This is a genomic window from uncultured Allobosea sp. (assembly GCF_945956895.1).
Classification (GTDB): domain Bacteria; phylum Pseudomonadota; class Alphaproteobacteria; order Rhizobiales; family Beijerinckiaceae; genus Allobosea.
Genome location: NZ_CAMFJF010000011.1, coordinates 95,440 through 120,077, shown reverse-complemented (window position 1 = coordinate 120,077; position 24,638 = coordinate 95,440). Strand labels below are relative to the sequence as shown.

Sequence of the window (24,638 nt, the reverse complement as noted above, 5' to 3'; positions counted from 1 at the left end):
TGGTTTCGGGGCGGGCGGCCATGACGTGTCTCCGTCTCTCTTTCGCTACGGGACACGTCTCTACAAGCTGTAGCCACTTCAGGTTCAAGAGGGAAAATGCGCTTGCGGCACATGGGCGTCATGCTCGGGCTTGACCCGAGCATCTCGGAAACCGGTATTCCATCCAACCTGCTGACCTTGCACGGAACCGCGTCGTCATCCCGGCCGCAGCGAAGCGGAGCGCCGGGATCCATCGGAGGGCTCCGCGCTCTACGATGGATCCCGGGTCTGCGCGGCCTTGCCGCTTGTCCGGGATGACGGAGGGGTTCCGTGCGATATGAGAAGGCGCTCCGCTTCTCGCAATGACGGCTGGTGCGCGACTCAATCCAGCGGGAACACCGGCCGGCGCAGGCGCTTGTAGGGCAGGCCGGTGATCCGGCTGGTGCAGGGACCGGGTGTCGCCACGGTGAAGCTGCCCTTGGCGATCTTGTCATAGGCGCGCCGGTGCGCGACCGCCGCCTTGACGCCGATCGCTTTCAGCGTCTCCGGCTGGATGCCTTGCGAGCGGAGCTGGCCGAGGTCGAAAGGTGGCGTCTTGCGGCTGCTGAGCAGCACGGTGACGCCCTCGACCTGTACGACCACGCACGGCCCCATGCTGAAGCGCGAGCCTTGCGAGGCCGCGAGATGGCTGTTCAGGTCCTCCAGCGCGAATTCGCCGTCGCTGGCGCTGACGAAGCTGGCCGCGATCTCGACGGGGCCTTCAGCGATGGCGCTGCCCTTGCCGCCGATCGAGAGCTTGCGGGTCTCGCCGGGCCTGGCGCCCGCCATGGCAGCGACGGCTGCGGGATCGGCGATGGCGACGGCGCAATTCTCGACGCCATGGCGCAGGAAGGCGCGCAGGACGGAAGTTGAGTCGCCCGGTGCGCCGCCGCCGATATTGTCGGCCGGCTCGACGACGATATAGGGGCCCCCCTCCGAGCGCAGGATCTCCGCGACGGCTTCGTCGATGTCCCGTTCCGCCGGCAGGCCTAATTCGCACAGCTCAACCGCTGTTGCCGTGAGGCGATCCAGCGCGTCGCGTGCGGGGGCCTCCGGCCCGGTGAAAGCGACGGCGAAGGCCACGCCGGCCGCAGGCACATCGGAGAAGGAATAGCCGCCGACGACATTGGCGACCCAGATATTCGGGTTCTCCTGCTCGATCCGGCGCGCCAGCGCCTCCAGGTCGCGCATCGGCCGGTCGGCGGTGCCGGTGCCGGTCGGCGGCCAGACCACCGGGGCGTTGCAGGAGAGCATGTGCGGCCGCTCGCCGCTCGCGAGCGAGCGGGCCAGCAGTCTTGCGGAGCGGACGGCGGATTCGCGGGCGTCCGTATGCGGGTTCTCGCGATAGGCGACGAGGGCGTTGGCATGCGCGGCCATGGCCGCGGTGAAATTGGCGTGGAGATCGAAGACGCCGAAGACCGGCAAGGTCTCGCAGCCGGGCACCGAGCGGATATGGGCGAGCAAGGTGCCCTCAGGATCGCAGCATCGGGTCGTGACCATCGCGCCGTGCAGCGCAAGCCAGATGCCGTCGAGGCCGCCACCGGCGAGGGCTTCCCTCAGCCCGGCGTCGAATTCCGCGAGGAAGCGCTGGAACACCGCATGCTCGACCGGACCGGCCGGCAGGGCGCCGTAGTCGATCGTGGGCAGGACCTTCCAGCCTTCGGCCTCGGCGACTTCCAGGAAGCCGTCGATCGTCGAGCCGTCGCCGCGCCGGGCCAGCAGCTCCGCGCCCTTGCGGATGGTGAAATCGGCAAGCGTGGTCTCTTCCTCGACAAAGCTATGGGTCTCGTGGAAGAGCGATCCGAGCAGGATGCGGCGGCGGGACATGATCGGCTGAAGCTCCTTGGCTCGCAAAGCCCCTCCATGTCGGCCGCCGATCTGTTCCGGATCAAGCCAGCATTGTTCCATCGTGGGGAACGCGGATGCTTTGACAGGCTGCGCCCTGTCCCGGTTTCATGGGCGCGACGGCAGTCCGAAGGGGCGGCTGCCGCCTCAGACTGAGAGAGCATGCGGATGCGTGTCTTCACTGCGTCGCTGGCGACGGAAACCAATACGTTCGCGCCACTCTTCGTCGATCGCAGTGCCTTCGAGGGCGCCTTTTACTGCCCACCCGGGACGCATCCGGATACGCCGACGCTCTGCTCTGCCCCGACCGTCGCGGCGCGCCGTCGTGCGGCCAGCGAGGGCTACGAACTGGTCGAGGGCACGGCGACCTGGGCCGAGCCTGCGGGCCTCGTCTCGCAGGAGGGCTATGAGAGCCTGCGCGACGAAATCCTCGACCAACTCAAGGCGGCCTTGCCGGTCGATATCGTGCTGCTCGGCCTGCACGGGGCGATGGTGGCGCGTGGTTACGACGATTGCGAGGGCGACCTGATCGCGCGGGTGCGGGCGCTCGCCGGGCCGGATTGCGTCATCGGCGCCGAACTCGACATGCATTGCCATCTGACGGCCGAGATGGTCGCGGGCGCCGACATCATCGTCGCCTTCAAGGAGTTCCCGCATACGGATTTCCTGGCGCGGGCGGAGGACCTGTTGGAACTCTGCCTGAAGACCGCGCGCAAGCAGGTGAAGCCGGTGAGCGCGGTGTTCGATTGCCGTGGGCTCGCCGCCTTCATGACCAGCCGCGAGCCCGGCCGCAGCTTCGTCGACCGGCTCCTGGCGATGGAGGGGACGGACGGCATCCTCTCGATCTCGGTCGCGCATGGTTTCCAGGCGGCGGATGTCGCCGATGTCGGGACCAAGGTGCTGGTCATCGCCGATGGTGACGAGGCGAAGGCAGCCGCGCTGGCGAAACAGCTTGGCCTCGAAATCCTGCGCTGGGGGCAGGGCGCTTCGCCGAAGCATTACAAGCCCGAAGAAGGCATCGCGGCGGCGCTCGAATTGGCCAAGCCCGGCAAGCCGGTTGTGCTGGCCGATCGCTGGGACAATCCGGGCGGTGGCGTCGCTGGCGATTCCTCGGTGATGGTCGAGGCGCTGCTGCGGCACCCGGATGTGCCCGCCGCGATCGGCGCCATGTGGGACCCGGTCGCGGTCAGCCTGTGCCGGGCAGCGGGCGTCGGCGCCGAGATACCCTTGCGCTTCATCGGCAAGGCGGCGCCATCCTCGGGCCGGCCGATCGATGCGGTGGTGACTGTCACCGGCACGACCGAGGACCTGCTGATCCCGTTCGAACAGAGCTGGGTCTCGCTCGGGCCGGCCGCCGCGATCAGGATCGGCAAGCTCGACATCGTGCTGGCCTCGACCCGGGCGCAGACCTTCAGCCCGCCGGTCTTCACCGATCTCGGTATCGATCTGAGCACGAAGACGGCGGTGGTGGTGAAATCCTCCAATCATTTCCACGCCGCCTTCGCGCCGATCGCGGCGCAGGTGCTTTATCTCGACAGCGGTGGACCCTACCCGCCCGATGCGAGCAAGATCCCCTACACCAAGGTGAAACGCCCCTTCTCTCCGCTGGACCGGAATCCATGGCTGTGACTGCTTCTGCCCCGCTTCCGCGCCTGTCGCTCCGCGAGATCGAGGACCAGCGCCTCGATGTTCTGGTGAAAGGCCTGCCGCCGGGCGCGTCGCTCCGACTCGGTGATGTCGGCAAGCAGGGCTGGAACGTGCTCACTGGGGACATGCCGATGCCGCTCGCGGTGATCCGCGAGAGCGTGCTCAAGGCCAACAGCGCGTGGATGAGCGCTTTCAGTACCGCCAACGATCTCAAGATCGCGCCGCATGGCAAGACCACGATGGCGCCGCAGCTTTTCGACCTGCAGATCGCCGATGGCGCCTGGGCGATCACCGTCGCGACGATGCAGCAACTGGCCGTCGCCCGGCATTTCGGCGTGAAGCGGGTGATCCTCGCCAACCAGCCGGTCGGGCGGCAGGAGATCGCGGCCTGCTTCGAGGCGCTGCGGGAGCCCGGCTTCGAGCTTTATTGCCTCGCCGACAGCGTCGCCGGGGTTGGCCTGCTGGCGCAGGCGGCGAAGGGGCAGGCGGGCGCCAATCCGCTGCGGATCTTCGTCGAGATCGGCTTCATGGGCGGGCGCACCGGTGCGCGGACCCGTGAGGAAGCGCTGGCCGTGGCGCGTGCGGTCGCGGGTGCGCCGGGCCTGCGGCTCGCTGGATTCGAATGTTTCGAGGGCCTGCACAGCGACACCGCCGGTGCCGATCGGCTGCTCGGCGAGGTGGTCGCGGTCGCGGCGGCTGCGGAGGGCGAAGGGCTTTTGGGGGCGGAGCCGATGGTGCTCTCGGCCGGCGGAACCTCGCTGTTCGACCGCGTCGGCGAGGCCTTCAATGCCGCCGCCTTCAAGCGGCCGATCGTCAAGGTGCTGCGTTCCGGCTGCTACCTGACCCATGATTCCACCGCCTATTCGGCGGCGTTCCGGCGGATCACGCTGGAGACCAGCCTCAAGCTGCCGCCGGGCGGGCTGGAGCCGGCGCTGGAGGTCTGGGCCTATGTCCAGTCGCGGCCGGAGCGCGGGCGCAGCCTGCTCACCGTCGGCAAGCGCGATATCTCGTTCGATTCCGGGATGCCGGTGCCGCTGCGCTGGTATCGGCCGGGTGGGGCGATGAAACGGCCGGAGTCGATGCCGGCCGGGCATACGGTGCTAGGGCTCAACGACCAGCATTGCCATCTCGGCACGCCGGAGGAGAGCCCGCTGCAGGTCGGCGACATGGTCGCCTTCGGGATCGGCCATCCCTGCACGACCTTCGACAAATGGGCGGTGCTGATGCTGGTCGACGACGACTGGACCGTCACCGGCGCAATCCGGACCTTCTTCTGACGCGCCTCCGAAGCTGTTCCTTCTGGTGAAACCTGCAATCCTTGACGTGAATTCGGGGCGTTCCTAGCCTGCATCTCACAGAGGGAAGGCCCGCTATCCGCGACGCGGATGAGACGGGCCGAGCGGCGATGACAGGAAGCACGGCGAAGGCTGGCTCCTGTCTCGCGTGGAAGCGGCCGAGATCGGCCGGCAAGCAGGATGTTGGGAGGATCGTTCGTGACGACACCGCCATTCCCGATGGCCGACGAGCCCGATCTCGCGGAGCAGGGTCTGCACCGGCGCAGCCTGCTGCAACTGCTGACGGCGGGCGGTGCGGCGCTGGCGGCACCCGGCCTGTGGAGCAGCCTGGCGCTGGCTCAGGGGCAGGCGCCGGTTGCCGGCGGGACGCTGACGATCGGCGCCGATGCCGATCCGATCGGGCTCGATCCGGTCACGGTCAACGCCTTCTCGTCCTACGACTTCACCAGCCTGCTCTATACCGGCCTGCTGCGCTGGAACGCCCAGATGAAGGTCGAGCCGGACCTCGCCACGGGCTATGAGCAGCCCGATCCGAAGACTTATGTCTTCAAGCTCAGGCAGGGTGTGAAATTCCACAACGGCAAGGATTTCTCCGCTGCCGACGTGAAGCACACCTTCGACCGGATCATGAGCCCGGCGACGGGCAGCCGGCTCAAGGCGCTCTATTCCAGCGTCGAGGCGGTGACGGTGGTCGATCCCTTCACGGTGAAGTTCCAGCTCAACGCGACGGATGCGGCCTTCCTCAGCAATCTCGCCAGCAATCCCAACGGCGCGATCGTGCCGGCCGGCGTCGACAACCTCGTGACCCAGCCGGTCGGCACCGGCCCCTTCGCTTTCGAGGCCTATCAGCCGAACCAGCAATTCTCGCTGACGCGCTTCGATGGCTATTACGAGAAGGGTGAGCCCTATCTCGCGAAAGTGGTCTTCAAGTTCTACAAGGACCAGGCGACGCTGACCTCGGCGCTGCGCTCGCGCGCCATCGACATGACCTGGGTGAAGGATCCGAAGGTCGCGACCGCGATCTCGCGGGCTTCGCCGAATTTCGTCTCGGCGCCGGGCCAGACCTCGCGCACCTTCCCGATCTGGCTGAACATGAAGGCCAAGCCGCTGAACGACGTGAAGGTGCGTCGCGCGCTCAGCCTCGCGACCGACCGAAAAGCCTGCCTCGACACTGTGCTCGGCGGCTCCGGCAAGGTCGGTGCGATGATCCCGGAAAGCCAGGTCGGCGGCTATGACGGCACCGGCGAATTGCCCTACTACAAGCATGATCCGGCCGCGGCGAAGGCGCTGCTGGCCGAGGCCGGCTATCCCAACGGGATCGATCTCGGCGACTATATCGTCGTCGCGGCCAATCCTCTGGACGTTGCCTGCGCGCAGATCCTGCAGCAGCAATGGCAGGCGGCCGGCATCACCGTGAAGCTGGTGCCGATGGAGACCGCGCCGCTCCTGGCCAAATGGGCGAGCGGCGACTGGCCGACGCTGCTCTCGGTCGCGCTGTCCTGGACGCCCGATCCGGACGGCATTTTCCAGTACATCACCTCGACCAGCGGCTACGGCAAGGCAATGGGCTCGAACGATCCCGAACTCGACAAGATGATTGCCGAGGCACGGGCCGAGCTCGACGTTCCCAAACGCGCGGCGAAGAACCAGGCGATCCAGAAGCGCATCGCCGAGAACGCCTATGTGATCCAGATCTACCAATACCCGCTGCGCTGGGAGATCTGGTGGAACTACGTCCAGGGCTATGTGCCGCTCGCCGCGAATATCCGTTCCTTCGTGCGTGCGACATGGCTGAAGAAATAAGAGCTCGTCCATATAAACGAGCCCTCATCCTGAGGAGCCGCGAAGCGGCGTCTCGAAGGATGCTCCAGATGGTTCCGGAGCCTCCCGGAACATCCTTCGCGACGCCATGCCTGAAGGCATGGCTCCTCAGGATGAGGGCTCGCAGGGTTCTCGGGCGACTTTCATGGTCGGCCTGCCGTCTCCCGGCGGAGGCCTGCCGATGACGCGCTTCGTCCTCGGGCGTCTCGCCTGGACGGCCGCGATCCTGCTCGGCGTCTCCTTCGTCGCCTTCATGCTGATGCGGGCCATTCCCGGCGATTTCGCCATCGCGGCGGCGGGCTCGCAGAGCGTCGCGCCGGAGGTTCTGGCGACGATCCGCCGGGATCTCGGCCTCGACCAGCCGTTGATGGCGCAATACCTGAGCTGGCTGGGAGCGGCGCTGACCGGCGATTTCGGCCGCTCCTTTGTCACCCGGCAGCCGGTGCTCGGCGAATTGCTGAACCGGCTCACTGTGACCATCCAGCTCACGCTGCTCGCCGCCGTGATTGCAGCGGTGATGGGCCTCGCCTCCGGGCTTGCGGCGGCGCGTTTGCGCGGCGCGACCGACTGGCTGGTGCGGCTCTGGAACGGGCTGATGCTGGCGGTGCCGAACTATGTCGTGGCGACGCTGATCGTGCTGCTCTTCGGGCTCTATTTCCCGGAGATCACGGTGCTCGGCTACACGCCCTTCCTTGAGAACCCGCTCGGCAATCTCGCCAGCCTGCTGCTGCCGGCCTTCGCGCTGGCGCTCGCCGTCTCGGTTACGATCGCCGAGAATACGCGGGCTGCCGTGCTCGAGGTCGCCAACCAGGATTTCGTCATGGTCGCCCGCGCCAAGGGCCTGACCCCGGCCGCGATCCTGCGCGACTACCTGATGCGTAACGCGCTGACGCCGGTCATCACCGCAGCCGGCCTCAAGATCGCGGCGCTGCTCGGCGGTAGCATCCTGGTCGAGACCATCTTCGCCATCCCCGGCATGGGGCAATACCTGTTCGATTCCATCAACAGCCGCGACTATCCGGTGATCCAGGCGATCGTTCTGGTCGCGGCCGGCATCGTCGTGCTGGTCAATACGATGATCGACATCGCCTATGCCCGCGTCGACGCACGGGTGCAGATGTGAGCGGGATCGTGCAGGACAGTGCCCCGGTTGCGGCGGCGCGCAAGGGGGCAGGGATCACGCAGGGTTGGCTCCTGCTCGGCGTCGGCCTTGCCATGCTGGCACTGATGTTGGTGCTGACCATCTTTGCACCGCTCATAGCGCCCTATAACCCTTCCGCCACCTCGCCGGATTCGCTCGCGCCGGCCAGCGCCGCGCATTGGCTCGGCACGGATTCGATCGGGCGCGACGTGCTGAGCCGCCTGATCGTCGGCGGGCGCACGACATTGCTCATCACGGTCTCGGCCGTGCTGATCGCGCTGGTGGCCGGGCTGATCCTCGGGCTGGCGGCCGGCTACATGGGCGGGCGCACCGACGAGATCATCATGCGGCTGCTCGATGTCGTCTTCGCCTTCCCGGTGCTCTTGCTGGCGATCGCGGTGGTGGCGGCTCTGGGTCCGACCGTGCCCAACCTGATCCTGACCATCGCCATCGTCTACACGCCGGCCATGGCGCGGGTGGTCAGGGCGCCGGTGCTCAGCGTCAAGCAATGGGACCATGTCGAGGCGGCGCGCAGCGTCGGCATGAGCGAGATGCGGCTTGTGCTGCGCCATATCCTGCCGATCGTGGTCTCGCCGATCCTCGTCGCGACGAGCCTGACGCTGTCGCAGACGATCTTCACGGTAACGGCTTTGTCCTTTCTGGGCCTCGGCCCGCCGCCGCCCGATCCGAACTGGGGCGGCATGCTCTCGGAAGCCCGCCAGTTCATGGAGCTCGCGCCACTGACCGTGGTCGGCCCGGCTTTGGCGATCGTCTTCGCGACGTTGACCTTCATCATCATCGCCAATGGCTTGCGCGAGGTTCTCGACGTGGGGAGCGTGCGATGACCGGCCCGCTGCTCGAGGTCCGCGGCCTCACCGCGACCGTGACCACCCGCCGCGAGGTGATCCAGGCGGTGCGCGGCATCTCCTTCGACATCAATGCCGATGAGGCCGTCGGCTTCGTCGGCGAATCCGGCTGCGGCAAGAGCGTCACCGCCAAGGCGCTGATGCGGCTGGCGCCCGAAGGCGCCTCGATCGGGCTTGGCGGCTCCGTCGCCTTCTGGGGGCAGGACCTGCTCGGGCTCGGCGAGGATGAAATGCGCGACCTGCGCGGCCGGCGCATCGCCATGGTCTTCCAGGACCCGATGACCTCGCTCAATCCGGTGATGAGCATCGGCGCGCAGATGGGCGACATGCTGCGCCGCCATCTCGGCCTCTCCGTGAAGGATGCGCGCGAGCGCAGCATCGAGCTGCTCGCTCTCGTCGGCATTCCCGATCCGGCTGATCGCATCGACGATTTCCCGCATCAGTTCTCGGGCGGGCAGCGCCAGCGCGTGCTGATCGCCATCGCGATCTCCTGCGAGCCGGATTTGCTGATCGCCGACGAACCGACGACGGCGCTCGACGTCACCGTGCAGGCGCAGATCCTGCGCCTGCTGCTGCGGCTCAGGGAAGAGCGTGGGATGGGGCTGATGCTGATCACCCACGATTTCGGCGTGGTCGCCGGCATGGTCGACCGGGTGAACGTGATGTATCGCGGCGAGATCGTCGAGGCCGGGCCGGTCGACGATGTCTTTGCCCGGCCGCAGCATGCCTATACGCGGGCGTTGCTCGATGCGGTGCCGCGCCTGCACGGGGTGGGGGCGGCGCGATGACGGAGCCGCTGCTGCAGGTCCGCGATCTATCGGTGCTGTTTCCGGCGCGGCGTGGAGCTCCGCCGGTCAAGGCGGTCGAGCGGCTTTCCTTCGAGATCGCGCCGGGCCAGACGCTCGGGCTCGTCGGCCAGTCCGGCTCGGGCAAGACCACGGCCGGGCGCGCCATCCTCCAGCTCCAGAAGGCGAGCGCGGGCTCGGTCCGATTGCTCGGGCAGGAATTGACGACGATGCGTTCCGGCGAGTTGCGCCGGATGCGCCGGCACATGCAGTTCGTCTTGCAGAACCCCTATTCCAGCCTGCATCCGCGCATGACGATCGGGCAGATCCTGAGCGAGCCCTTGCAGGTCCATCACACGGTGCCGAAGAACCGCATCCGCGAGCGCGTCGAAGAACTGTTGGAGCTGGTCAATCTCGATCCGGCGATGATCAGGCGCTATCCTCACGAATTCTCCGGCGGGCAGCGGCAGCGTGTCGTCATTGCCCGCGCCTTGGCGGTCAATCCGGATTTCGTGGTCTGCGACGAGCCGGTCTCGGCGCTCGATGTGCGAACCCAGGCGCAGATCGTCACGCTCCTGCAATCGCTGCAGGAGAAACTCGGCCTGTCCTATCTTTTCATCGCGCATGATCTCGCGATCGTCCGGGAGATGGCGCATCGCGTCGCGGTGATGTTCCGCGGGCGCATCGTCGAGATGGGCAGTGCAGCCCAGGTCTATGACAGCCCGGCGCACCCTTACACGCAGCTCCTGCTCGATGCGGTGCCGGTGCCTGATCCCGTGCTCCAGCGCGAGCGATTGAGGCGTCCGCCTCCGGATCTGCGCTTCCTCGACGGTGATCACTGCGGGTGCGTCCATGGCATCGATCACGCGCGCGATGGGACGCCCGAATGGCATGAGGTTGCGCCGGGCCATGGCGTCTCCTGCCGCTACTGGCCGAGGGGAACTGGGCGGGACGCAGCCTGAACAAGCTATCTTGCTCCATCGGCGTCATCCCGGGCGACCGAAGGGAGACCCGGGATCCATGCCAGAACCTTTCCGACAGGGGCTCAGGCATGGATCCCGGATCTCCGCTTCGCTCCGTCCGGGATGACCCGCACCCTTTCAGATGCCAAGGCCATGTTCCTTCAGGTGGAACATCCAATCCTTGACGTGAAATATTTGACGCAACTACGCTTTTGACGCTGAAGCCGAGCTGCCGATCGACCGAAATGCAGCCGGGAACGATGCCCTGAAGTCGACAAACCGCTTCGCCCGGCATCGGCCGGAGCAGCGGTCGCAATCCGGGAGGATGCCCGTGCGTCTGGCGCTGATCCACATCGTTCAGGAGACGAACGACTTCAATCCGCTGCTGACGACGCTCGCGGATTTCGAGGCGTTCGGTCTCGTCGAAGGCGAGGAGATCGCCCGGCAATTCGGCGAGATCGGCCAGATCGGTGGGCATTACGCGGCGGTGAAGGAGAGCGGGCTCGCTATCGAGACGATCCCGATCATCCGGGCCTGGGCGGTGGCGGGCGGGCGCATCTCGCGCGAGGCCTTCGATTTCTTCCAGGCGAAGATCCGGGCGGGTCTTGAGACGGTCGGGCCGATCGACGGGCTTGTCCTGCATCTGCACGGCGCCTGCGCGGCCGAGGGCATCGACGATGTCGAGGGCGAGCAGGCCGAGCTCTGCCGCAGGATTCTGGGGCCGGACGTGCCGATCCTGCTCGGGCTCGATCACCATGCCAATGTCACCCACAAGATCATGGCCAATTGCACGGCCATCGTCGGGCACCGCACCCAGCCGCATGACGTGTTCGATACCGGCAAGGTCGGGACCGAGGTGCTGCTGCGCATTCTCACGGAGAAGTGCAAGCCGGTCATGGCCTGGCGCAAGATCCCGCTGCTCTCGCATCAGGAGCAGTTCCTAACCTCGAAGGGGCCGATGAAGATCTGGTTCGACCGGGCCCGCGCCATCGAGGCCGACCGCCGGGTGCTGCAGGCGTCGAACTACCCGATGCAGCCCTGGCTCGATGTCGCCGAGGGCGGCTGGTCGACGATCGTCGTGACCGATGGCGACCAGGCGCTGGCCGAGACGCTGGCCGACGAACTCGCCGATCTCGCCTGGTCGATGCGCGATGATTTTCAGGTGCGCGAGGCGGTCTCCATTGATGACGCCGTGCGCAAGGCCGATGCGGCCGAGCGCGGCATGGTCGTGGTCAGCGATACCGGCGACACCGTCTTCGGCGGCGCGGCCGGCGACAGCAACCTGCTGCTGGAATCGATGCTGCGGCTCGGCATCAGGAGCAAGGCGCTGATCCCGCTGATCTCGCCCAAGGCCGTCGCGACGCTGACGGCGGCGGGCGAGGGCGCCGAGGTGACCCTGCCGCTCGGGGGCGATGCGGCCACCGCCTTCTTCAAGCCGCTGACTGTGACGGGCAAGGTGAGGAAGCTCGGCGGCGGATCGATTCCGCTCAAGTTCAACCATCAGCCGGAGGTCGACATGGGCCGGGTCGCGGTCTTCGATGTCGGGCCGGTGACGCTCCTGATCTCGGAACTGCGCGGCGTCGCCGGCAATGTGCCGGATGTCTACGAGGCCTTCGGCATCGACCTCTCCGACTACAAGATGGCGGTGCTCAAGACGGCCTCGAACTTCCAGTATTTCGACCGCATCGCTTCCGGGCTCGTCCGTGCCGATACGCGCGGGCCGGGGCAATCGGACGTGTTCACCCTGCCGTGGCAGCGGATTCCGCGCCCGGTCTATCCGTTGGAGACCATAAGCGACTGGCGGGCGCATTCGTCCCAGCCGGGAGCGGGGAAAAGCTGAGACGAAACCAGACACAACAAGAGGGGAAAGCGATGACAAAGCTGTCGCGACGTCAATTCGGCATGGCCAGCTTTGCGCTGGCGGGCGTGTCCCTGGCGGGAGCCTTGCCGGCCGCCGCCCAGCAGCTCAAGGGCGGGAGGCTGCGCGTCGCCGTGCTGAGCGAGCTGGCGAACTACGATCCGCAGCAGCTCTCGACGGTGAATTTCCACGTCATCAAGAACCTCTATGACAGCCTGATCGAGTACACGCCGGAGGGGAAGCCGGAGCCCAGCCTGGCGACGGAATGGACGATCGCGCCGGACAAGACCTCGGTGACGCTGAAGCTGCGCAGCGGGGTGACCTTCCACAGCGGCACGCCGTTCAAGGCGGATTCCGTGCTGGCGACCCTGCAGAAGGGTGCCGATCCCAAGCGCGGCAAGAACGTCTTTGCGACAATGTCGATCGTCAAGGACTGGTCGGCGCCGGACGATTCCACGGTGACGATCAATTTCAAGGCGCCGGTGCCCGAGCGGCAGATGCTCGACCTCCTGCAATTCCTGATCCCGATCGACCCGAAGGGCATCGACACGGTCGAGACCGTGCCGGCCGGCACCGGGCCCTACACGCTGGTCAACCGGGCCGTCGGCCAGAGCCTGACGCTCAAGGCCAATCCGAAATACTGGCGCGAGAAGCAGCCGGTCGTGCAGGACCTCGTCTTCACGGTGTTCAGCGAGGATGCCTCGGCGAGCGCTGCGCTGGAATCGGGCGCGGTCGACATCGTCTATAACGGCTCCTCACGCAGCGCCGTCCGACTCAAGAATGCCGGCTTCCAGGTCTTCGCCGGGCCGGGGCCGCTGGTGCAGGTCTTCCGCATCAACTCGACGCGCGGACCCTTCCGCAACAAGGCGTTCCGGCAGGCCTTCAACCATCTGATGGACCGGGCGAGCATCCTGCGCGTCGGCTATGCCGGCATGGGCAAGGTTGTGGCGCTGCCCTGGGCGCCGGCGAGCCCGGCCTATGACGAGAGCTACAACGCGACCTATGCCTATGATCTGGAGAAGGCGAAGAAGCTGATCGCCGCTTCCGGCCTTTCCGCCGATGAGCTCAAGAGCTGGAAGCTTCTGGTCAACGGCAGCGACGAGCCTTCGGTGGCGATCAGCCAGATCGTGCAGGGCTCGCTGCAGAAGATCGGCATCCCCGTCGAACTCGACATGCGGCAGGGCGCAGAATACGTCACCGCGCTGCTCGGCGGCGATTTCGCGGCGACCTTCGGCGCGGTCGGCAACGTCCAGAAATTCCCGTCGCGCGTCGCCACGAACTCGATCTATCGCACCTCGGGCAATCCGGTCCTGAAGGACCCGCATCCGCATCCCGACTATGTGGCGGCGATCGCCAGGGTCGATGGCGCGTCCGGCGGCGCGGCCGAGGTCAAGGCGGCCTATGACAACCTCAACAAGGTCATGGTCGAGGAGGCCTTCGGCATCCCCACCAACTCCTATGATGTCGGCCTGATCGTCGCCTCCGACAAGATCGGCGGCGTGACGCTCGACATCGACAACCTCTTCATCGCCCGCACCATCGGCTTCAAATGACGCGGCCTGACGGCGCCGGGCAGCGCGAGCACGGCGCCCGGCGATGACGGGGACGCTTGCCCGATTGAAAGGGTTGCTGCGCCGGCTGCTGGCCCGGCGTGGCGCTGCGCTGGGGCTCGGCTTCCTCGCGCTGGTGGCGCTGGCGGCGGGTTTCGCGACCGTGCTGCCCTTCGATCCACTGTCGCAGAGCGTGGCTGCGTCGCTGCTGCCGCCCTCGGCCGAGAACTGGTTCGGCACCGACGAACTCGGCCGCGGTATCCTGGCGCGTGTGATCTATGGCGCGCGGACCTCGCTGGTCACGGCGGTTGGCGCGGTCGTGATCGCGGCGCTGGTTGGCGTGCCGATCGGGCTCGCCGCCGGCTTCTATGGCGACTGGCGCGATTCCCTGCTGATGCGCTGTATCGACGTGCTGCTGGCGCTGCCGAACATCCTGTTCGCGATGGCGCTGATCGCCGTGCTCGGGCGCAGCCAGGGGGCGGCGCTGATCGCGGTCGGCATCGCCGGCATTCCGGGCTTCGCCCGCATCGCGCGGGCGCAGGTCATGGCGCTACGCCAGCTCGATTTCGTCACGGCGGTGCGCGGCTTCGGAGGCAGCCCAGGTTACATCATGTTCAGAACGATCCTGCCCAACGCCTTGAGTCCGTTGGTGGTGCAGGCGATCGTGCTGGCCTCGATCGCGATCCTGCTGGAGGCGGCGCTCGCCTTCCTCGGGGTCGGCGTGCCGCCGCCGACGCCGAGTTGGGGCGAGATGCTGCGCACCGGCAAATCCTATCTCTACGAGGCGCCGACCTATGCGGTGCTGCCCGGCATCGTGCTGACGCTGACGATCCTGTCGCTCGATACGATCGGCCGGACGCTGACCGCGATCCTCGACCGCGACGAGACCGATGCGAGCGGCGAGACGATCGGGGGCCGGCGATGACGGGATATGTCCTGCGCCGCCTGTTCCAGATGCTGCCGGTGCTGCTGATCGCCTCCTTCGCGATCTTCGCGATGATCTATGCCGTGCCTGGCGGGCCGGTCGCGGTGATCGTCGGCGAGAATGCCGGGCCTGAGGAGATCGCCGCCGCGATCCAGCGCTACGGGCTCGACCGGCCGATGGTGGTGCAATATGCCGACTGGCTCGGCCGGGCGCTCACCGGCGATTTCGGACTCTCGCTCCATAGCCGCCAACCGGTGCTGCAACTGATCGGCGAGCGCTTGCCCGCGACATTGCAATTGGCGCTGGCGGCTATCTTTGTCGCGTTGGTCATCGGCATTCCCGTGGCGATCGCGAGCGCAGTAAAGCCGAATTCCTGGCTCGACCGCCTGCTCAGCGGTTGGAGTGCGCTGGCGCTGGGCGTGCCGACCTTCTGGCTCGGCATCCTCCTGATCCTGCTCTTCGCGGTGGAATTGCGCTGGCTGCCCTCGGCCTCGCGCCATGTCCCGTTCTGGGAGTCGCCGGTCGATGCTTTGCGCAGTCTCGCGCTGCCGGCCATCACGCTCGGCACCTATGTCTCGGGCATCCTGGCGCGCTTCCTGCGGGCTTCCCTGATCGGCGAGGCGCGGGCCGATTACGTCCGCACCGCCCGCGCCAAGGGCGTGCCGGAGAACCGCATTGTCGGCCTGCACATCATGCGCAATGCGCTCCTGCCCTTCGTCACCATCGTCGGGCTGATGATGGCGAATTTCATCGGCGGGGCCGTGGTGACCGAGGCGGTCTTCACCTATCCGGGGCTCGGGCGCCTGCTGATCCAGGCGATCAGCACCCGCGACTACCCGCTGCTCCAGGGCTGCATCCTGGTGATCCTGGTCGCCTATATGCTGATCAACCTCACGGTCGACATGCTCTACGCCTGGATTGACCCGCGGATCGAATACCGATGAGCCGGGCTCTAGCGAAGATCGGCGGTCGGGCGCGAGCCGAGATGGGTCGAGATGCCGGCCGCGACCTCGCGCAACCGCGTGCCGACCTTCGCCGCCAGCGAGTGCGGCATCCGCATCAAGGGCGCCGAGACGCTGAGCGCCGCGACGGGATAGCCGTCCTCGTCGAGGATCGGCACGCCGACGCACATGGCGCCGTCCTCGTTTTCGCCCATCTCCGTGGCGTAGCCGGTGCGGGCGACCTGCCGGAGCTGCCGCTCGATCTCCTCGCGCTCCAACAAGGTGCGGCCGGTGCGCTCGGTGAGCGGCAGGTCGAGCTGCCGCTGCCGTTCCGCCTCGGGCAGGAAGGCGAGGATCGCCTTGCCGAGAGCGGTCGAATGCATCGGGTGGCTCTCGCCGATGCGCGCCTGCATCCTGAGCGAGCGGTTGGCCTCGATCAGGTCGATATAGACGACCCTGCCGTTACCCTTGACCGCGAGGTTCACCGTCTCGTTGAACTCCTGCATCAATTCGATCATGGCCGGGCGGGCCAGTTCGCGGACCTTGCTGACGCTGGCATCGGCACGGGCGATGGCGCGCAATTGCGGCCCGAGATTGTAGCGGTCGGTCGCGCGGTTGTGGTCGAGGAAGCCGGCGGCGGTCAGCGTCTGCAGATAGCGGAAGGTCGTCGTCTTCGGAATCTTGAGTTCCTTGCTGACGGCGGTGAGCGCGATCTCGTGGCCGTGGCGGGCGACCAGCTCCAGCACCTTCAGCGCCTTCATCACCGGCTGCACGACATAGGGGTTGTCGGTTTTCCTAGGCATGGCCGCTCCGGTGGTCGGGCTCGCTTCAGAGCCAGCATGGCCAAGGCCGACGAATTCCGCAAGACGAAACCGCTGTTCCTTTACGCGGAGCGGGCGGTCTGGTCTGGTCGAGCGCAACAGCAGGAGGCAACCCAGTGACAGGCAAGGACAGCCAGCAGGCGGGCGCTCTGCGCTTCGACGAATCCGCCCGGCAGATCGCGGCGAATGCGCGCTTCATCGCCGGCGGCGTGAACAGCAATTTCCGGCTGGGCATGCAGCCCGGCCCGCTCGTCTTCGAGCGCGGCGAGGGCGCCTATCTGATCGATGCCGACGGCAACCGGATCATCGATTATTACTGCGGCATGGGCGCGACCGTGCTCGGCCATACGCCGGCTCCCGTCATCGAGGCGGTGAAGCGCCAGGCCGAGAAGGGCATTCTCTTCGCTGGCCAGATGCCGATCGAGGCGGAGGCCGCTCAACTGATCTGCGAGCGCATTCCCTCGGCGGAGCGTTTGCGCTTCGGCTCATCCGGTTCGGAGGTGGCGCAGGCGGCGATGCGGTTGGCGCGTGCTGCCACGGGCAAGCGGACCATCGTCAAGTTCGAGGGGCATTATCACGGCTGGTTCGACAACATCCTGTGGTCGACGGCGCCGGGGCTGAACGCGGCAGGTCCAGAGGAGGCGCCGACGCCGGTGATCGGTAGCAAGGGCCAGGACCCGGAAGCGGGCGCGGGGCTCTCGATCCTCGGCTGGAACGATCTCGCGGCGCTGGAAGCGCGGCTCGCCAAGGGCGATGTCGCGGCCGTGCTGATGGAGCCGGCGATGTGCAACCAGGGCGCCATCGCGCCTGCGCCGGGCTATCTGGAAGGCGCACTCGCCGCCTGCCGCAAGCATGGCGCCATCCTGATCTTCGACGAGGTCATCACCGGTTTCCGGCTGGGGCGCGGCGGGGCGCAGGAGCGCTTCGGGGTCACGCCCGACCTCACCCTGATGGCGAAGGCGATTGCCAACGGCTTCCCGGTTGCAGCAATCGCGGGCCGGGCCGACCTGCTCGACCTCTTCGCCGATGGCGTGCTGCATGGCGGCACCTTCAACGCCCAGCCGGTCGCGATGGCGGCGCTGGTCGCGACCCAGAAGGCGCTGACGCCGGAGCATTACGAGAGGAGTTCTGCCCATGGGCAGCGCCTGCAGGACGGCATCCGCGTGATCCTGAAGGAAGCGGGCATCAAGGCGCAGGTCGCCGGCTTCCCGCTGATGTTCCACGTCGCCTTCGGGCTCGACGCGCCGGCGCGAAATTACCGAGACGTCGCGCGGGCCGACAAGGCCGCCTATAGTCGCTTCGCCCATGAACTGCTCAAGCGCGGCGTGCGCGTGCTGGAGCGTGGCGCCTGGTTCGTGTCGTCGGAGCATGATGAGGCGGTGGTCGATGCGACGCTGGCGGCGGTGCGGGACGCGGCGCGGGCGGTGGCTTAGCACGCCGTCATTCCGGGGCGGACCGCAGGTCCGAGCCCGGAATCCAGAGCCGATGCCGTTCGGCATGGAGGCTCGCGGTTGCGATCGCCTTTCGGGTTGATGACATCGGTTCTGGATTCCGGGCTCATTGCTGCGCAATGCCCCGGAATGACGGCGTGGATACGCGCCTCTCTGCCATGCGCTCCACTCCTGCATGCAGCATGCACGGCGCCATTGACCGCGCGGCTCACCGTACCGGATAGTTCGCCCCAACAGGGAGCGAATGCCGATGCCGCAGCCGAAACCGTCCACCGCGCTTGCCGGGCTCAAGGTGCTGGACCTGACGCGGGTGCGGGCCGGGCCGACCTGCGTGCGCGTCTTCGCCGATTTCGGGGCCGACGTGATCAAGGTCGAGAGCCCGCCGGGGCTCGATCCCAACGAGAACATGAGCGGGCCGCGCCTCGGCTACGACATGCAGAACCTGCATCGCAACAAGCGCTCGCTGGCGCTGAACCTGAAGACGCCCGAAGGCAAGGCGATCCTGATGAAGCTCGTCGACGAGGCCGATCTCGTCGTCGAGAACTTCCGGCCGGACGTAAAGGAGCGGCTCGGGCTCGATTTCGAGACGCTGCATGCGCGCAATCCGCGCCTGATCCTGGTCTCGATCTCCGGCTTCGGACAATCCGGCCCCTATCGGACGCGCGCCGGTTTCGACCAGATCGCGCAGGGCATGGGCGGGATGATGTCGGTGACCGGGCTGCCGGGGCAAGGGCCGGTCCGGGCCGGGATCGCGCTCGCCGATTCCTCGGCCGGGCTCTATGGCGCGGTCGGGGCGCTGGTCGCGCTGCAGGAGCGGGCGGTCTCGGGTAAGGGGCAGTGGGTGCAGACCTCGCTGCTCGAAGCCCAGATCGCGATGATGGATTTCCAGGCGGCGCGCTATCTCGTCGAGGGCTCGGTGCCGCCGCAATCCGGCAACGACCACCCCTACCAGACGCCGATGGGCGTCTACCGGACGCGCGACGGCGCGATCAATCTCGGCGTTGGCGGCGAGGAGCAATGGCGTTCGTTCTGCCGGGCGATCGGGCGGCCGGAATGGGGCGCGGATGCGCGCTATGACAGCACGGAGAAGCGCTTCGCCCGCCGGCCGGAATTGCGGGAGATGATCGAGGAGATCTTCGCCGAAGCCGACAGCGCTCATTGGCTGGCGGCGATGGAGCGCAACAGCGTTCCGGCCGGGCCGATCTATGCCGTCGACGAGATGTTCGAGGACCCGCAGGTGCGCCATCTCGGCATCGCCAAGCCGGTGAGCCATCCCGAGCTCGGCGATATCCGCCTGATCGGCCAGCCGGTCACGCTGTCGCGCACGCCGGCCGATGTCGCGACGCCGACGCCTGCGGCTGGCGCCCACAACGACGAGATCCTGGCCGATCTCGGCTATGACGAAGCCGGGCTCGCGCGCTTGCGGGCCGATGGCGTGATCTGACGGAGAGCCTGCGTGAACGACGAAATCCTGTATGCGGTCGAGGGCGGGGTCGGCACGATCACACTCAACCGGCCCCAGGCGCGCAACGCGCTGACCTTCGCCATGTACGAGCGCATCGCCGAGATCTGCCGCGACCCGGCCGGCCATGGCGATCCGCGCGTCATCATCATGACCGGAGCGGGCGACAAGGCTTTCGCGGCGGGCACCGACATCGCCCAGTTCCGCTCCTTCTCCAGCGCCGCGGATGCGCTCGCCTATGAGGAGCGGATCGAGACCGTGATCGGCACGATCGAGAGCTGCCCCGTGCCGACGCTTGCCGCGATCTCCGGCGCCTTCACCGGCGGTGGCGCGGCGATCGGGCTCGCCTGCGACCTGCGCATCGCGACGCAGAGCGCGCGCTTCGGCTTCCCGATCGCGCGCACGCTCGGCAACTGCCTGTCGATGGAGAATTACGGGCGGCTCTACGCCATTCTCGGCCCGGCGCGGGTCAAGGATATCGTTTTCACCGCCCGACTAGTCGAGGCGGAGGAGGGCGCGCGGATCGGGCTCTATAACGAGCTGGTGCCGGACCATGAGGCGCTGATGCGGCGGGCTCGCGAATTGGCGCAGACCATCGCCGGCCATGCGCCGCTGACCATACGCGCTACCAAGGAAGCGATGCGCCGGCTGACCGCCGCGACCGCTGCGGGCATCGACGGCCACGATCTGGTGACGCTCTGCTATACCAGTGCCGACTTCCGCGAGGGCATGGAAGCCTTCCTGGGCAAGCGGACGCCGAACTGGCAGGGGCGGTAGGTCTGTCCGTTTCCACCGGAACCACGCCGTCATCCCGGGCTTGACCCGGGATCCATCGAAGGGCGCCGTGCTCTATGATGGATCCCGGATTTCCGCTTCGCTGCGTCCGGGATGACGGCGGCCCTGCTTTCCCGCGTCCTGCTCGTACTCGTGGCGAGCATTCACGTCTTGAACAGGACATTCGACCAGCGAAGACGTGGATGGTCGGGACAAGCCCGACCATGACGGTGTGCTGTAGCCAAACCCTCAGGCCGCCTTCCCCAACTGCCCGAGCTCGTGCAGCAGCGCCGCGCCCGTGCGCAGGCCGCTATAGAAGCAGTCCAGCGTCATGTTCTCGTTGGGGGCATGGTTGGCCTCGTCGTGATTGGCGTAAGGGGTCACGAAGGCGGGGATGCCCAGGATCTTGGTGAAGACGTAGTTCGGCAGGCTGCCGAAGCCGGCTGGGATCAGCAGCGGCTCCTCGCCCTGAGCCGCGACGAAGGCGCGGCGCAGCGGGGCGGTATAGGGCGAGACGATCGAGGTCTTGGAGGGCTGCATGCCCTTTTCCTCGGCGATGAATTCGACCTCGGGCGCGTGCTTTTCGACATGGGCGCGGACCTTGCGCAGGATGTCCTCCGGGTCCTGCGCCTCGACGAGGCGGATGTCGCATTTCACCAGCGCCTCGTTCGGCAGCACGGTCTTGGTACCCGGCCCGCCATAGCCGCCATGGAAGCCGTTGATGGTGAGCGTCGGCCGGAAGCAGAGGCGCTCGTAGAACGGGCGGTCCGCCGGCGCGTCGAGGCGGGTGAGGCCGACGCCCTTCTTGAAGGCCTCGATGTCGAGCGGCAGGCGCGCGACCGCTTCCAGCTCCTCCGCCGTCGGCGGTTCGACGGCATCGTGCAGGCCCTCGATCGTGATTTCGCCTTCGGGATTCTTCATTGTTGCGAGCAGATGGACCAGCGTCCAGATCGGGTTCGGCACGACGCCGCCGAAATTGCCGGAATGGACGTCGCGGCTGGCATGGCGGCAGCGCAGGTCGAAGGAGACGACGCCGCGCGAGCCGAACTTGATGGTCGGCGCGCCGCTGGCATGGCGCGGGCCGTCGGCGGTGACGGCAAGGTCGGCTTTCAGCAGATGCGGGTTGGCGCGGACGAAACCGGCGATGTTCGGGCTGCCGATCTCTTCCTCGCCTTCAAGGACCAGGATGACGTTGCAGGGCAGTTCGCCATGGACCTTGAGATGGGATTCGATCGCGAGAATCTGGGCGAAATGCTGGCCCTTGTTGTCGCCGACGCCGCGCGCATAGAGTCGGCCGTCGCGGATCGTCGGCTCAAAGGGCGGCGAGACCCACTTATCCAGCGGGTCCGGCGGCTGCACGTCGTAATGGCCGTAGAGCAGCACGGTCGGCTTGCCCGGCGCCTTCTCCCGGCGCGCGACGACGACCGGGTGGCCCTCGGTCGGGATCAGGCTGGTCTCGAGGCCGATCTCCGTGAGCATATCGACGAGCAGGACGCCGACCTCGGCGATGCCGATATTCTCGGCGCTGATGCTGGGATGGCGCAGATACGCGATGAGGCGGTCGAGGAAGGCGCTGCGATTGGTCTCGATATGCTCGAAGACCGCGGCGAGTGCGTCTGAGGAAGCCATAGCCAATGCCTGACAGGAGAGGAATCCGTGCCGCCCACCGGGCGGGGGCGCAAGCGGCGGCCGAGCGGCCACTTAAGGCAGCCTAGACGCGGGACCGGTGGTGCTCAAGCGCGGGGTGGGCTGTCGCGGCGACTGGCGACCTTGCGATTTTTGCTGGTCGATTTCCGGTTACCATGTTCTTGCTTTGTTCTATCGTGCGCTGATGCAGTTCGTTCTCGACCTCGATGGTGGGCGAGAGTTTCGGCCGCGAGAAGGCCGCCGCCCGCCCCGCTATTTCTTCGCGCTTCTTCCGGATGCGGAGGCGAAGGCGCGGATCGATAGCGTGGCGCATGACCTGCACAAGCAGCTTCGCCCCGTGAGACCGCTGCGCGAACCGGACCAGTATCATGTGACCTTGCGAGGCATCGCTGCCCCTGATGGGCCGTTCGGGCAGAGCATCGCGATGGCGCGCACAGTGGCCGACGCGATCCGAAAGACCTCTTTCGCCGTCATGTTCAATCAGGCAGCGAGCCTCGGAGCAGCACCAAACTGCGCATTTTCCCTGACAACGGGGGCGGATTTGCTTGCTGCCAATGGCTTGTCCACCACACTCCTCGATGCCTTGCGGCACGCTGGCCTGAAGGTCGATGGATCGAGCTTCCAGCCGCATGTGACGCTCTTCTACGACCGGAGGCGTAGGGAGCCCTTAGCCTTGCCGCAGCTGCTCTGGCATGTGCGCGAGTTCGTGCTGATCGAGAGCATCGACAACAGGAAGTACGCAATCCTAGGCACTTGGCCGCTCGACTGACCTCCATGCAGCCGTGCAAGGTCGGTTTGCGGCAATCGAGCCCCCGCGCCGTTGCTTTGGGCGCGGCCGGCTCTATCGTTTCCGGCCGACGCCTCATCCGATTCAGACGGAGCCTGTCATGGCCGATCTCTCCGCATTCCCGATCACCAAGCGCTGGCCGGCAGTGCATCCCGACCGCATCCAGCTCTATTCGCTGCCGACGCCCAACGGCGTGAAGGTCTCGATTGCGCTGGAAGAGCTGGAACTTCCCTACGAGCCGCATCTCATCGATATCGGCAAGAACGAGACCTGGGGGCCGGAATTCCTGTCGCTGAATCCCAACGGCAAGATCCCGGCGATCATCGATCCCAACGGCCCCGACGGAAAGCCGATGGGCCTGTGGGAGTCGGGCGCGATCCTGCTCTATCTCGCCGAGAAGACCGGCAAGCTCCTGCCGAAGGACCCCGCCGCCCGCTACGAGACCATCCAGTGGGTGTTCTTCCAGATGGCGGCGATCGGCCCGATGTTCGGCCAGCTCGGCTTCTTCCATAAATTCGCCGGCCGCGAATACGAGGACAAGCGCCCGCGCGACCGCTATGCCAGCGAGAGCAAGCGCCTGCTCGGCGTGCTGGAGGACAGGCTGGCGAGCCGGACCTGGATCATGGGCGACGCCTACAGCATCGCCGATATCGCGATCCTCGGCTGGGTTCGAAATCTCGTCGGCTTCTATGGCGCGGGCGAGCTCGTCGACTATTCGAAGCTGACCAACGTGCCGATCTGGCTGGAGCGCTGCCTGTCGCGCCCCGCGGTCCAGCGCGGCCTCGACAGCCCGAAGCGCCCGGCCTGAGAGGTTCGCGACGTGGCTATCACGATCTACGGCATCAAGAATTGCGACACGATGAAGAAGGCGCGCACCTGGCTCGACGGCCACGGCGTCGCGGTCGGTTTCCATGACTACAAGGCGAGCGGGATCGACAAGGCCTCGCTCGAACGCTGGGTCAAGGAGCACGGCTGGGAGACGGTGCTGAACCGCGCCGGCACCACCTTCCGCGCGCTCCCCGATACCGAGAAGCAGGGACTCGACGCCGGGAAGGCGATCGCACTGATGCTGGCGCAGCCCTCGATGATCAAGCGGCCGGTGCTCGATCTGGGCCAAGGCAAGACGATCGTCGGCTTCAAGCCGGAGATCTACGAGGCGGCGGTGGCGAAGGGCTGAGGAGGCGACCTTAACGTTACGTTGCGATGTTTACGGGAACCGTCAACCTTTGATTGGGGGTTCCCGCTTATCCTGGCGAGAATGGCCTCTCCTCGCTCGCTTCCATCTCGCGTATTGCCATCCGTCTCGTACGGTCCGTTTCGGCAGATCGGGGCGGTACCCTGGCTGCTTCTCGCCGCGTTGATGCGGGTTTTGGCGTTCGGCGGCGGGCTGATCGCCGTGCCGGCCATCGTGATCGCCGACGTGTCGCTGCTGCTCGCCTTCGTGATCGTCACATGGAAGATGGTCACGATCACGAACGGGCAGACGAGCCTGGCGGAACGCGGCCTGGCCCAGCAACTGGTGATGACGCGCAGCGTCCTCGTCCCGATCTTCGGCTTGTTGATCGCAGCAACATGCGTCGCTGGACTGTCCGGCCTCACCGCCGAGCCTGGGCAATTGATGATGGGCTTCGACGGGATCGCATTCGATCAGGCAACGCATATCGGGCGGTTGTGGAGCCCGATCGTTGCGGCGATCGTGCTGCTCATGGTCCTCCAGGTCGACGAAGGACAGAAACCCAACCTGTTTCGGGCCATGCGGGAGCTTCTGCGGCGCGCCGCCTGGCTCGTGCCGGGAGCCCTGCTGGTGGCCGTGCTTTCGATCCTGCTCCACCCCGTTCAAGGCTGGTTCAGGTCCGTGATCACCGGCTTGTGGTTCAAGGCCGACGCACCGCAAGGCATCAAGATCGCGCTGTTCTTCAGCTATGTCGTGATTTTCGCGACCATACGGCTTTGGTTGACCGTCGCGATTCTTGTGCTCGCCTTGCGCCGCTCATACCGGTCCGGCGCGCAAGGCTGATGCGGGCGCTCTGCGCAGCAGGCTC

The 24,638-nt window shown here is 66.8% G+C and carries 21 protein-coding genes; 18 read left to right on the top strand and 3 right to left on the bottom strand.

Going from position 1 to position 24,638, the window contains the following annotated elements; all coding sequences use genetic code 11:
- Nucleotides 1-360: 360 nt before the first annotated feature.
- Nucleotides 361-1,845 carry a M81 family metallopeptidase gene (locus Q0Q02_RS09505; RefSeq protein ID WP_293808789.1) on the bottom strand — a complete coding sequence of 495 codons (1,485 nt, stop codon included), beginning with the start codon at nt 1,843-1,845 and terminating at the stop codon, nt 361-363.
- Nucleotides 1,846-2,031: 186 nt separating this feature from the next.
- Between Q0Q02_RS09505 and Q0Q02_RS09500 the strand changes: the two genes are divergently transcribed.
- The 11 genes from Q0Q02_RS09500 (at nt 2,032) to Q0Q02_RS09450 (ending at nt 15,657) form a co-directional block, all read left to right on the top strand.
- Nucleotides 2,032-3,492 (top strand): M81 family metallopeptidase, encoded by a 1,461-nt coding sequence (locus Q0Q02_RS09500; protein WP_293808788.1) that lies wholly within the window; start codon nt 2,032-2,034, stop codon nt 3,490-3,492.
- Complete coding sequence (locus Q0Q02_RS09495) at nt 3,483-4,787, top strand: alanine racemase (protein ID WP_293808786.1); 1,305 nt, start codon at nt 3,483-3,485, stop codon at nt 4,785-4,787. Before Q0Q02_RS09500 ends, Q0Q02_RS09495 begins: the two co-directional genes overlap by 10 nt.
- A 216-nt stretch (nt 4,788-5,003) precedes the next feature.
- Nucleotides 5,004-6,608 (top strand): ABC transporter substrate-binding protein, encoded by a 1,605-nt coding sequence (locus Q0Q02_RS09490; RefSeq protein ID WP_293808784.1) that lies wholly within the window; start codon nt 5,004-5,006, stop codon nt 6,606-6,608.
- Between the two features lie 199 nt (nt 6,609-6,807).
- Nucleotides 6,808-7,749, top strand: a complete 942-nt coding sequence (locus tag Q0Q02_RS09485) for an ABC transporter permease (RefSeq protein WP_293808782.1) — start codon at nt 6,808-6,810, stop codon at nt 7,747-7,749.
- Between the two features lie 8 nt (nt 7,750-7,757).
- Nucleotides 7,758-8,612: an ABC transporter permease gene (locus tag Q0Q02_RS09480; RefSeq protein ID WP_293808781.1), complete on the top strand. Its 855-nt coding sequence runs from the start codon at nt 7,758-7,760 to the stop codon at nt 8,610-8,612.
- Nucleotides 8,609-9,421: an ABC transporter ATP-binding protein gene (locus tag Q0Q02_RS09475; protein WP_293808779.1), complete on the top strand. Its 813-nt coding sequence runs from the start codon at nt 8,609-8,611 to the stop codon at nt 9,419-9,421. The genes Q0Q02_RS09480 and Q0Q02_RS09475 overlap by 4 nt, the downstream gene beginning before the upstream one ends.
- Entirely contained in the window at nt 9,418-10,380 is a 963-nt protein-coding gene (locus Q0Q02_RS09470) for an ABC transporter ATP-binding protein (protein ID WP_293808777.1), read from the top strand. Before Q0Q02_RS09475 ends, Q0Q02_RS09470 begins: the two co-directional genes overlap by 4 nt.
- A 331-nt stretch (nt 10,381-10,711) precedes the next feature.
- Entirely contained in the window at nt 10,712-12,220 is a 1,509-nt protein-coding gene (locus Q0Q02_RS09465) for a M81 family metallopeptidase (protein WP_293808775.1), read from the top strand.
- A gap of 32 nt (nt 12,221-12,252) precedes the next feature.
- Nucleotides 12,253-13,791 carry an ABC transporter substrate-binding protein gene (locus tag Q0Q02_RS09460; protein WP_293808773.1) on the top strand — a complete coding sequence of 513 codons (1,539 nt, stop codon included), beginning with the start codon at nt 12,253-12,255 and terminating at the stop codon, nt 13,789-13,791.
- A gap of 43 nt (nt 13,792-13,834) precedes the next feature.
- Nucleotides 13,835-14,713: an ABC transporter permease gene (locus Q0Q02_RS09455; protein WP_293808771.1), complete on the top strand. Its 879-nt coding sequence runs from the start codon at nt 13,835-13,837 to the stop codon at nt 14,711-14,713.
- Nucleotides 14,710-15,657 carry an ABC transporter permease gene (locus Q0Q02_RS09450; protein ID WP_293808769.1) on the top strand — a complete coding sequence of 316 codons (948 nt, stop codon included), beginning with the start codon at nt 14,710-14,712 and terminating at the stop codon, nt 15,655-15,657. The genes Q0Q02_RS09455 and Q0Q02_RS09450 overlap by 4 nt, the downstream gene beginning before the upstream one ends.
- Before the next feature lie 8 nt (nt 15,658-15,665).
- On the opposite strand, the gene Q0Q02_RS09445 is transcribed toward Q0Q02_RS09450, so the two are convergent.
- A complete protein-coding gene (locus Q0Q02_RS09445) occupies nt 15,666-16,457 on the bottom strand; it encodes an IclR family transcriptional regulator (protein WP_293808767.1) in 792 nt (263 codons plus the stop codon).
- Between the two features lie 134 nt (nt 16,458-16,591).
- Between Q0Q02_RS09445 and Q0Q02_RS09440 the strand changes: the two genes are divergently transcribed.
- From Q0Q02_RS09440 to Q0Q02_RS09430, 3 genes are all read left to right on the top strand, one after another.
- Nucleotides 16,592-17,908: an aspartate aminotransferase family protein gene (locus tag Q0Q02_RS09440; protein WP_293808765.1), complete on the top strand. Its 1,317-nt coding sequence runs from the start codon at nt 16,592-16,594 to the stop codon at nt 17,906-17,908.
- A 268-nt stretch (nt 17,909-18,176) separates the two neighbouring features.
- Nucleotides 18,177-19,370 (top strand): CoA transferase, encoded by a 1,194-nt coding sequence (locus Q0Q02_RS09435; RefSeq protein WP_293808763.1) that lies wholly within the window; start codon nt 18,177-18,179, stop codon nt 19,368-19,370.
- 12 nt (nt 19,371-19,382) lie between these two features.
- Nucleotides 19,383-20,165 (top strand): enoyl-CoA hydratase/isomerase family protein, encoded by a 783-nt coding sequence (locus Q0Q02_RS09430; RefSeq protein ID WP_293808761.1) that lies wholly within the window; start codon nt 19,383-19,385, stop codon nt 20,163-20,165.
- Nucleotides 20,166-20,411: 246 nt separating this feature from the next.
- Here Q0Q02_RS09430 and Q0Q02_RS09425 read toward each other — a convergent pair whose 3' ends face one another.
- The gene (locus tag Q0Q02_RS09425) at nt 20,412-21,791 is read right to left on the bottom strand and encodes a M20/M25/M40 family metallo-hydrolase (protein ID WP_293808759.1); all 1,380 of its coding nucleotides are present in this window, start codon (nt 21,789-21,791) and stop codon (nt 20,412-20,414) included.
- Between the two features lie 97 nt (nt 21,792-21,888).
- On the opposite strand from Q0Q02_RS09425, the gene Q0Q02_RS09420 reads away from it, so the two are divergent.
- The 4 genes from Q0Q02_RS09420 (at nt 21,889) to Q0Q02_RS09405 (ending at nt 24,613) form a co-directional block, all read left to right on the top strand.
- Nucleotides 21,889-22,578 carry a 2'-5' RNA ligase family protein gene (locus Q0Q02_RS09420; RefSeq protein WP_293808757.1) on the top strand — a complete coding sequence of 230 codons (690 nt, stop codon included), beginning with the start codon at nt 21,889-21,891 and terminating at the stop codon, nt 22,576-22,578.
- Between the two features lie 118 nt (nt 22,579-22,696).
- Nucleotides 22,697-23,404 carry a glutathione S-transferase N-terminal domain-containing protein gene (locus Q0Q02_RS09415; protein ID WP_293808755.1) on the top strand — a complete coding sequence of 236 codons (708 nt, stop codon included), beginning with the start codon at nt 22,697-22,699 and terminating at the stop codon, nt 23,402-23,404.
- Nucleotides 23,405-23,416: 12 nt separating this feature from the next.
- Nucleotides 23,417-23,773: an ArsC family reductase gene (locus Q0Q02_RS09410; RefSeq protein WP_293808753.1), complete on the top strand. Its 357-nt coding sequence runs from the start codon at nt 23,417-23,419 to the stop codon at nt 23,771-23,773.
- Nucleotides 23,774-23,854: 81 nt separating this feature from the next.
- On the top strand, nt 23,855-24,613 hold the full coding sequence (locus tag Q0Q02_RS09405; protein ID WP_293808751.1) for a hypothetical protein: 759 nt from the start codon (nt 23,855-23,857) through the stop codon (nt 24,611-24,613).
- Nucleotides 24,614-24,638: the final 25 nt, after the last annotated feature.